5 protein-coding genes are annotated in these 9,410 nt (G+C 45.9%); 3 read left to right on the top strand and 2 right to left on the bottom strand.

The window, feature by feature from the left end; all coding sequences use genetic code 11:
• Positions 1–191 precede the first annotated feature (191 nt).
• The gene (locus SP90_RS13175; protein ID WP_066857133.1) at positions 192–2,336 is read left to right on the top strand and encodes a methyl-accepting chemotaxis protein; all 2,145 of its coding nucleotides are present in this window, start codon (positions 192–194) and stop codon (positions 2,334–2,336) included.
• A 556-nt stretch (positions 2,337–2,892) separates the two neighbouring features.
• Entirely contained in the window at positions 2,893–4,602 is a 1,710-nt protein-coding gene (locus SP90_RS13170) for an FAD-dependent oxidoreductase (protein WP_066857130.1), read from the top strand.
• A 292-nt stretch (positions 4,603–4,894) separates the two neighbouring features.
• Here SP90_RS13170 and SP90_RS13165 read toward each other — a convergent pair whose 3' ends face one another.
• Complete coding sequence (locus SP90_RS13165) at positions 4,895–6,385, bottom strand: inorganic phosphate transporter (protein ID WP_066857124.1); 1,491 nt, start codon at positions 6,383–6,385, stop codon at positions 4,895–4,897.
• A gap of 10 nt (positions 6,386–6,395) precedes the next feature.
• On the bottom strand, positions 6,396–7,043 hold the full coding sequence (locus SP90_RS13160) for a DUF47 domain-containing protein (protein WP_066857122.1): 648 nt from the start codon (positions 7,041–7,043) through the stop codon (positions 6,396–6,398).
• A gap of 169 nt (positions 7,044–7,212) precedes the next feature.
• Here SP90_RS13160 and SP90_RS13155 point away from each other — a divergent pair, with 169 nt between their 5' ends.
• Positions 7,213–9,369, top strand: a complete 2,157-nt coding sequence (locus SP90_RS13155; protein ID WP_066857120.1) for a GGDEF/EAL-containing response regulator — start codon at positions 7,213–7,215, stop codon at positions 9,367–9,369.
• Positions 9,370–9,410 lie beyond the last annotated feature (41 nt).

Below are 9,410 nucleotides of genomic sequence, written 5' to 3'. Positions count from 1 at the left end.
GCACTTTTTTTATGTAGAAAGTTTTATTTTCAAACTTTTTAAATTCTTTTTTTCTTGCATAAGTGATTACTTACGTTATTATAACAGATTTGCAGCAGTATCGTAATGCTAAGTTATTATATTTTAAAGCAATACTATAGTTTTCATGCTTCTTGTCGATACTGAACTGTATACTAAAGGGGCTGTTATTTATGAGACTGGATTCAATTAAAGTTCGGATAACTTCGTTTTCCGGCATTACCTTATTGATTGTAATGGTAGCGCTTATTGGGGTGGCGGGGAATACTATGTGGAATTCCTCCATTGAGGATGCGCTGGTAAATGCAGAAGCAATAGCGCTCGGGTATGCCAGCAAGACGCAAACTGAACTGGATAAGGCATTGGTGATTTCACGTACCATGGCGACGTCCCTGGGGGGAATGCGGGAATCGCAGTATCTGGACAGGGTTGCTATTGATGCTATGCTTAAAAATGTGCTGGCAGCGAATCCAAGATTGTTGGGTAGCTACACGATTTGGGAGCCGAATAAATTCGATGCACGTGATGATAACTACGCTGATGAAGAAGGGTATGATGAAAGTGGACAGTACATTCCGTTTTGGACTCGTGATGGTTCCGGTGGCTACAAAGTAAAGCCACTTTCTGATTACGGAACAGAAGGATACTATTTAGTACCCAAAAGTGTTCAGCAGGAAGTGATTATTAATCCATACCGGTATGAGCATGACGGTATCGCGGAGTATATCACCTCACTGGTTTGTCCGATTTTTGTTCATGAAAAATTTGTCGGTATTGCCGGTATTGATATCAATCTGACGTTCCTGCAAGTTCAGGCAAATGAAGAGAAAATTTTTGATGGTGCCGGTGAACTGTCTGTAATTGCGTATAACGGTGAAGTTGTGGCTTTTTCCGGCCAGCCTGCGAATGTAGGGCGTAATATTTCTGAGTTGTATCCTGAGCTTGATGGCCTGAATGACCAGATAAAAGCAGGTAAAGTCCAGATACTGTTCAATGAAAAGATCGGCAAATATCAGATTTTTGAACCTATATGGGTAGGTAAGGCAAAAGCACCTTGGGGTGTGATGGTTACGCTGCCAAAGAGTTTTATTACAGATAAAGCGACATCCAAGGTTGTGGACCTTGTTATTACCGCTCTTGCCTTCATGTTACTGGGACTTGCTGGGATGTGGATTGTTGCATCCAAGATTGCTAATCCGCTGATTAAAATGTCTAAAGCCGCAAACGTTGTTGCTGACAGTTCTTTCCAGAAGCTTGATGGAATTCCAGAAGAAAAAGAATTTTATGGTGAGTTGCTGGATCTGCATCGAAGTTTTTCGAGTATGGTCGAACAGGCTGTTGCCGCTCTTGGAAACGCAGAAACTCAGTCTAATGAAGCCAGAGATAAGGCGCGGGTTGCTGAACAGGCAGTGAAGGAGAGCGAACAGGCCAAACGTGAAGGCGAACAGGCCATGCAGCGCGGTATTGCACAGGCTGCATCGCGTATTCAGGATGTTGTTGAGCGAGTGTCCTCTGCATCTGAACAACTGTCTGTGCAGGTCGCCCACTCAAGCGAAGGTGCTTTGATTCAGCGTGACAGAACAACAGAAGCCGCAACTGCCATTGAGGAGATGAACGCAACCGTTCTAGAAGTTGCTAAAAACGCTTCAGAAGCTGCTGCAAATGCAGATGCTTCAAAGTCTCGTGCTGTTGAGGGCGCTACTGTGGTAAGCGAGGTTGTTCAGTCTATTACAGAGATAAACAACCAAATTGCTGAAATGAAAACAGGGCTTGATGAGCTTGGTGAACAAGCAGAAGGCATCGGGCAGATCATGAATGTTATTTCAGATATTGCTGACCAGACAAACCTACTTGCCTTGAATGCTGCCATTGAAGCTGCACGGGCTGGAGAAGCGGGGCGCGGTTTTGCGGTTGTTGCGGACGAAGTGCGCAAACTTGCTGAAAAGACAATGGCTGCAACCAGTGAAGTCGGGCAGGCCATTTCGTCTATTCAGTCCGGTACACGCAACAATATTACCAGCATGGACCGAGTAGCTGTTGTTGTTGAAAACAGCACAGTGCAGGCACAGCAGTCCGGTTCATCTTTGGCTGCAATTGTTGAGTTTGCAGAATCTACAGCTGATCAGGTTCGTGCCATTGCTACGGCTTCAGAAGAGCAGGCTGCAACGTCTGAACAAATTCATCGAAGCACAGAGGAAGTTTCCCGCGTTAGTACGGAAAATAATGAATCCATGGAACAGGCTTCAGAAGCGTTGGCAGAACTCTCTACGCTGACTGGAGATTTGGCTGCGATCGTTCGCGAAATGCAGCAAGGTTAGAGATTCTCTCATTACAAAAATATTCAGGGTGTCTTTTCAGTAAGGCACCCTTTTTTGATTGCGCAAATCACGCAATCAGGGAGAGTCTTGATGTGCATCAATGCAGGCGGCCGATAAGTGATATATAGCATGGAACCTGTGAGGTGGCCTTCCTGTAAGCATCCGGTTACCAATGTGATTGATCAATATCCTACTTTGTTGGTAGTGAATAATCAGTATGCAATCACTGCTTGCAAAAATAGCCAAACATGCTAGTCCTACCCTCACGCAATATAGCCGGAGAGTATGTACTTGCATAGTCGGTGACTATCGTGGATGTAAGTATGCACAGACCAACGGCCTGCTCTTGCTTTCTTTTGGATGGTTCAGAGCGTTGATTGCGGCAGCGGTTACTAATTAGCTTTTTACTAACCTGCTGCTTTTAGTGTTTCGCGATATCAGCGGACACGTATTAACTGGTTTGTTTCTTTTTATTTTACAGTAAATTGTGCGACAGACAGTTCATTGTGAGAGCGAGCCTGCCGCCGACTTACACATCTTTTGCGGAGGATGTTTTATGTCTAAGCACGTAATTGTTATTGGTGCTGTTGCCCTTGGTCCAAAAGCTGCCTGTCGTTACAAGCGTCTGTGCCCTGATGCTAAAGTAACCATGATTGATCAGGCTCCGCGTATTTCTTACGGTGGTTGCGGCATTCCTTACTTTGTCTCCGGTGAAGTAAACACCGTTGTAGACCTTCAGTCCACCCCGTATCACATTGTTCGTGACGCTGCGTTCTTTAAAACAAACAAAGACGTAGACGTTCTTATTAATACCCGCGCAACTTCTATTGATCGCGAAGCAAAAACTGTTTCCATTGAAAACGTTTTGACTGGCGAAAAAGAAGTTCTTTCTTACGACGAGCTCGTAATCGCTACCGGTTCCAAGCCGAATATGCCTCCATTTGAAGGTATTGACCTCAAAGGCATTACTCCTGCTACCAACCTTGAAGAAGCTGAAGTTATCAAAAACGCTGTAGCTAACGGTGAAGTAAGCAACGCAGTTGTTGTTGGTGCTGGTTTTATCGGTCTTGAAATGGCTGTTGCATTTGCAGATATGTGGGGCATCAACACTAGCGTTGTTGAGCTTCAGGATCAGGTTCTTCCTGGCTTTATGCCTAAATCTCTGGCTCGCATGGCGCAGACTGACCTCGAAAACAACGAAGTTAATGTGTACCTTGACGAGTCTGTTGTTCGTTTTGAAGGTGAAAACGGTAAAGTTACCAAAGTTATCACCAACAAGCGTGAGATTGAAGCAGACCTCGTTATTCTCGCAGTCGGTGTTTCTCCGAACACTGAAATTGCTGTTGAAGCTGGTATTGAATGCGATCCGCGCGGTGCTATCATTGTTAACGAACGTTTCCAGACTTCTGATCCGGCTATCTACTCCGGTGGTGACTGCGTAACTATTCCTAACCTCGTAACAGGTAAGCGCGGCTTCTACCCGCTTGGTTCCATGGCTAACCGTCAGGGTCGTATCATCGGTACAAACCTTGCCGGTGGTAATGCAACCATGGCTGGTGCAATCGGCAGCTGGTGCGTAAAATTATTTGAAATGTCCTGCAGCGGTGCCGGCCTCACTCTTGAGCAGGCTCTTGCTAACGGTTTTGATGCTATTTCCGTTCACGTTGAGCAGATGGACAGAGCGCACTTCTTCCCAGAAAAAGCGCTTATGTCTCTCCAGATCGTTGTTGATCGTCCTACACGCCGTATTCTTGGTATGCAGGGCATGAACGAGTTTGGTGATGCTCTTACAGCACGTATTAACGCAGTAGTACCGCTCATTTCTTCCCACGCAACCATCGATGACGTATCCAACCTCGAAGTTGTATACTCTCCACCGTTCTCTTCCGCTATGGATATCGTGAACGCAGTGGCAAACGTTGCTGATAACGTGCTTGCAGGAAACAACAAGTACATGGACCCTGCAGACTTTGAAACATGTTGGGCAGATCGCGATTGCGGTGACTACTACTTCATCGATACCCGTCTTGCTGGTGGCGCAAAAGATATGTGTGAAGCACATCCTGACCACTGGCATAACATTCCTAACGAAGAAATTCGCGAGCGCATCAACGAGATTCCAAAAGACAAGCAGGTTGTTATGATCTGCAACACTGGTTTGCGTTCTTACGAAGCTATGCTTCTTGCTTGCGAGCTCGGTATCGAGAACATTAAAGCTTCTGCTGGTGGTATGGGCGCTCAGAAAAAACTGAGTGCTGACATCTAGCCGAGAGTTGAGGAGTGTTCTGAATTCTCAGGACGTTCCTTTAACGTTTAGATGCGAGCGACCTTTGTTGCTGTTGAAGACAACAGAGTCACTCCATCATAGTTCTGAAAATGAAAAGGGCTGTTCCAGATTATCTGGAACAGCCCTTTTTTATACTATTGAAAGGTAGCTTCTACGCGGTTTCCAGCGTCGTTAATTACGAGCCTTGTCGCGTATACTCGGGGTCAAGGGGACGGTGTCCCCTTGTGGGGGTGCAGGGGGCAACGCCCGCCTGCCCGTCGGAGACAACAAGCTAAAAGTCCTCAGTATCCTGAATATGCAGCTTGGACTCGAGATACGTAAACTTAGCATCAAGTTGCTTGTTATGTTCTGCATCTGTTGCAGAATAACGCCAGAGCGGGGACATTTCACCTAGAACATCTTTGAGGCGCCAGCTATGGACAAACACCTGTCCTGACAAATCATACAACACTGCTATTTCGGCCTCTGTGAGCTTTTGCGTGTCGAGGCGTTCGATCAGCCGTGGTGATAGCCTGAGTGAATCGCGCTTTGCATAGGTCATGATTTCGCGGATTGTATCGGGATTCTCACCAAGTCGTGTAACGAGTGCTTTGCGGAAGCTTGATGCATCCGGGAAGCGCTCGAGCCAGAGATCATCAATTTTTTCCAGCGTGTCTTGATTGATTCCATCAAGTTCCGTCAGCTTTTCCCATGCGCTTGGAGTCAGTTCGTAGGACACAGGCTGGTAGGTTGTCTGCTGGAATACGTTCTGGAGAAAGAAGAGACATACAAAGCAGATAGTGGCAGCCATGACGGGGGTCAGAATCCAGCCGAAGGCAATGTTTGCCAGTGATCTCCAGCGGATTCCCCTGCCGCCTTTGAGCAGGCCGATGCCGACGATTGCGCCGATGGTTGCTTGTGAACTGGATACAGGAACCAGCGGAATAGGTGGCAAGCCCAGTGATACAGAAAAATTGGAAAGCCCTTGTGAGGACAGGATGAACAATACAAGGGAGTTTGCCATTACGACAACAAACGAGGCAACTGGTGAAAGCTTAACAATACCACTGCCTACAAGCATCATTGTGCGTTGGGAGTATGTAAAAATACCGACGGAAACTGCGACGCCGCCGAGGAAGAAAAGCTGTTGAGTGGCAGACAGAATAAAGCCGGGAAAAATTTCAATAGGCTGCAAATGCGCTACAGGAATAAATACCCCCATGACGTTTGCCATGTTGTTTGCCCCGAGCGCATAGGAGCCGAAGGCGCCTGCAAAGATAAGCCCCCATCTGGTCATACCGTCTAAGGTAAAAATATGCAGTTGCGCAGCACGGATAAGGGTGGCGATACATTTATAGAGCAAGATGGAAAACACAGCGGCAAGAGCAGGGCAGGCAACCCATGTGAGCATAATCTTGCTGAGAACAGCAGGGTCTGTTGCTGCACCACTGAATAAGTTCCAACCGACAACGGCACCGACAATTGCCTGTGACGTGGAAACAAGACAACGGGCTTTAACAAGCAGGTATACGGTAATGGCAGCAGAAAATGCGACCATGAAGGCACCGGCAAGAGCGTTTACTTCACCGAGCTTACCAAGGGTGTCAGCTGTTCCTGCGCCGCTGTACATAGCGCCGCCAATAACGCAGATAGAGCTGACGATGGCCGCGGTTCTGAACCGTACCATGCGGGAGCCCACAGCAGCGCCGAATACGTTTGCGGCATCGTTTGCGCCCAGTGACCAGCCAAGAAAAAGGCCGCTGGATAAAAATACAGGCAACATAAAGGCCGTCCTAAAGCATGCGTTTAATCACGTAAATTGTCAGTCTGTCCGCTACGTCTTCTGCTCTGTCCGCAATTTGTGCGACCTGCCGCACCAGATCTTTGAGCTGGCTTTTGTGGCAGAGGCTCAAATCGTCACGACGGTAAATATCCATGAGCATACGGGTGGTTACTTTGTCAGACTCACTTTCCCAGTAGGAAACTTTGTGAAGGTGGTCAGAAACATCAGAACTGCGGAAAAAGGCTCGTGCAGAGCGGACAATTGCTTCTACTGACTCTACTGAATAGGAAACAAGCTCTTGCATGTCGTCATGGGATTTAAATGGTACTTCCGGAAGTTCAATCTGGAATTGCCAGAGTACCTCTTTACAACAGTCAAGTAATGTATCGAGCTGTTCTAAAAGTTGCAGAACGTCCCCGCGTGATTCAGGGATAAGTGTTTTGAGGTAAAGCTGACGCTCAATGGCACGTCGCATTTCATCGCCGTGATGTTCAACAGTTGATATCTGTTTCAGTTTTTCTTCAAACTGGTCATGCTTTTCTTCAATATAAAAACTAACTCCTTGCTTAAAAAGCAAAGAAGCTTCACTTACTTGATCTAAAAACTCATCAATACGTTTTTTTAATCCGATCTGCTTTCGCAGTACGCTGTGAGCCATCTCTCCTCCAGTACAATAATTGTTTGTAACAATTACTTTTCAGTATTTAGTATTCCATGTAATATACGCAAAATATTTTTTACGATTCTTTTACATATTTTGATGTATTTTGCAGCGAAGGTTGCTCTATCCGTTTACACGCAGCGAGAGAGAAAGAGGGTTGAAACGCATGCAAGGGGATACACTGCATCTGTTGATTATAGATGATGACGCAATATTACGCCGTAATATTTCAGTTTATTTTGAAGATAGCGGTTTTGTTGTAACACAGGCCTGTAATGGTACAGAGGGTATTGAGCTTTTTTCTCAATACCATCCGGACATAGTGATCGTTGATTTGCTTATGCCGGAAACTGACGGGCTTGCTGTTGTCGAACATGTAAAAAAAGAAGCCCCGTATGTGCCTGTAATTGTCATTTCCGGCGTTAATCTCGTGGATGAAGCCGTTAAGGCACTGAAAAAAGGCGCGTGGGAATTTATTACAAAACCGATTATTGAGCATGGTGTGCTTGATCATGCGGTAAAAAAGTGTCTGGAACGTGCCAGCCTGTTACTTGAGCGCAACCAGTACCACACTCTGCTCGAATCCCGCCTTAAGACGCATTCAGACGAACTGAAAACCACAAATGATCAACTAATCCGCTATCAACAATTATTGCGGTCAAATAGCAGTTTTGTAAACAACCTTGTTGAAGCTATCCCGAGTCCCCTCTACATAAGCGATAAGAATTTTGTCTGCATAGATTGCAATAAAGCTTTTTGCGACATGCTTCAGCTTGATAAAAGCGACGTTGTTGACCGGAGTATTCCGGAATTGCTTTCTTCTAACCGCACATGCGTAGATGTCCTGTGCGGTGATGTTTTTTCGAACAACAATAGCGGTGATTGCGAAATTACATACATAAATGAAGACCGGACAACTTCTCATTACGTGCTGTATCGCAGTGCTTTTACAAACGGTAATGACGGGAAGATATGCACACTTGGGGTGCTGTACAATATTACGGAATTAAAAGCACAAAAAGAGCTTGTGGCGCATCAGGCATATCATGATGAGTTGACCTCGCTCCCTAACCGCTTCCATATTGTTAACTTTCTCCATGAATTGCTGGCACAGGACTCCGGCAACACCAAGTTTTGTCTTCTGTTTATTGATCTCGATAACTTTAAGCGGATTAACGACAGTCTTGGGCATGACCTTGGTGATCAGCTACTTAAGCTTGTTGCAGCACGGCTTAAAAAAATGATTGGTAACAATGGCAAGGTTGCCCGTGTAGGCGGCGATGAATTTTTGGCTTTGCTTCCGAATGTTACTGAGGAAGGGGTTATTGCAAAACATGCTGAAAGATTAAGCAGCGTGTTTAAAGAGCCTTTTTCTGTAGCTTCCCATCAGTTTCATTTGTCTGTAACCATCGGCATTACCTGCTACCCTGATGACGGTCATGATGCGAATACTCTGCTTACCCGCAGTGATATTGCTATGTACCGCGCCAAAGAGGATAAACGCTCCAGCTGGATGCGTTTTGACCGTTGCATGCTGGAGCAGGTGACTGAACGCTTGAAGCTGGAACGCCTGATTCGAGAAGGGTTGGAACGCCGAGAGTTTATCCCGTACTTCCAGCCGCGTTTTGATGTGCAAAGCGGGGATATTCTCGGTGCAGAAGCACTAGTGCGCTGGATTCGTGCAGACGGCTCCATCGGCAACCCTGCGGAGTTTATTCCGGTTGCAGAGGAAACAGGGCTGATTCGGGAGCTGGGTGAGCACGTATTGCTTGATGCGTGCAAACAGATGCATGCATGGCATGAGGCTGGCTATGTTGACCTGACAATCTCTGTGAATATTTCTGCGGTACAGTTTACGGAAGATTTGTATACAACTGTAAGCAATGCCATTGAAGAGTCCGGTATTAATCCTAAGAAGCTGGAGCTTGAAATCACAGAAACAATCATGATGAAAAACCTCGATAAGACAGCGCAGATTTTACGTGAGCTGGCGGAATTGGGGGTAAAGATTGTTATTGATGATTTTGGAACCGGATATTCTTCCCTCTACTATCTGAAGATTTTTCCGATTGATATTTTGAAAATTGATCGATCATTTATTGATGGCATTCCAGGGGATGAGCACGACGGCAACATTGTTTCCGCAATTCTTTCCATGGCAAAGCAGATGAAACTGCATGTTGTGGCAGAAGGCGTTGAAACGGACGAACAGCTTATGTTTTTACAACAGAATAATTGTGAAGAAGCGCAGGGCTTTTTGTTCTCAAAACCTGTTGCTGCTGACGATTTTATTCATATGCTGGGTGATGAGAAAACAGCATAGCGGTAGGTACCATAGTGTATAAAAAAGGGTGGAGTTGTTAC

This window comes from Halodesulfovibrio spirochaetisodalis, assembly GCF_001672295.1.
GTDB classification, from domain to species: domain Bacteria; phylum Desulfobacterota; class Desulfovibrionia; order Desulfovibrionales; family Desulfovibrionaceae; genus Halodesulfovibrio; species Halodesulfovibrio spirochaetisodalis.
This window is presented reverse-complemented; position numbering and strand designations above follow the sequence as displayed.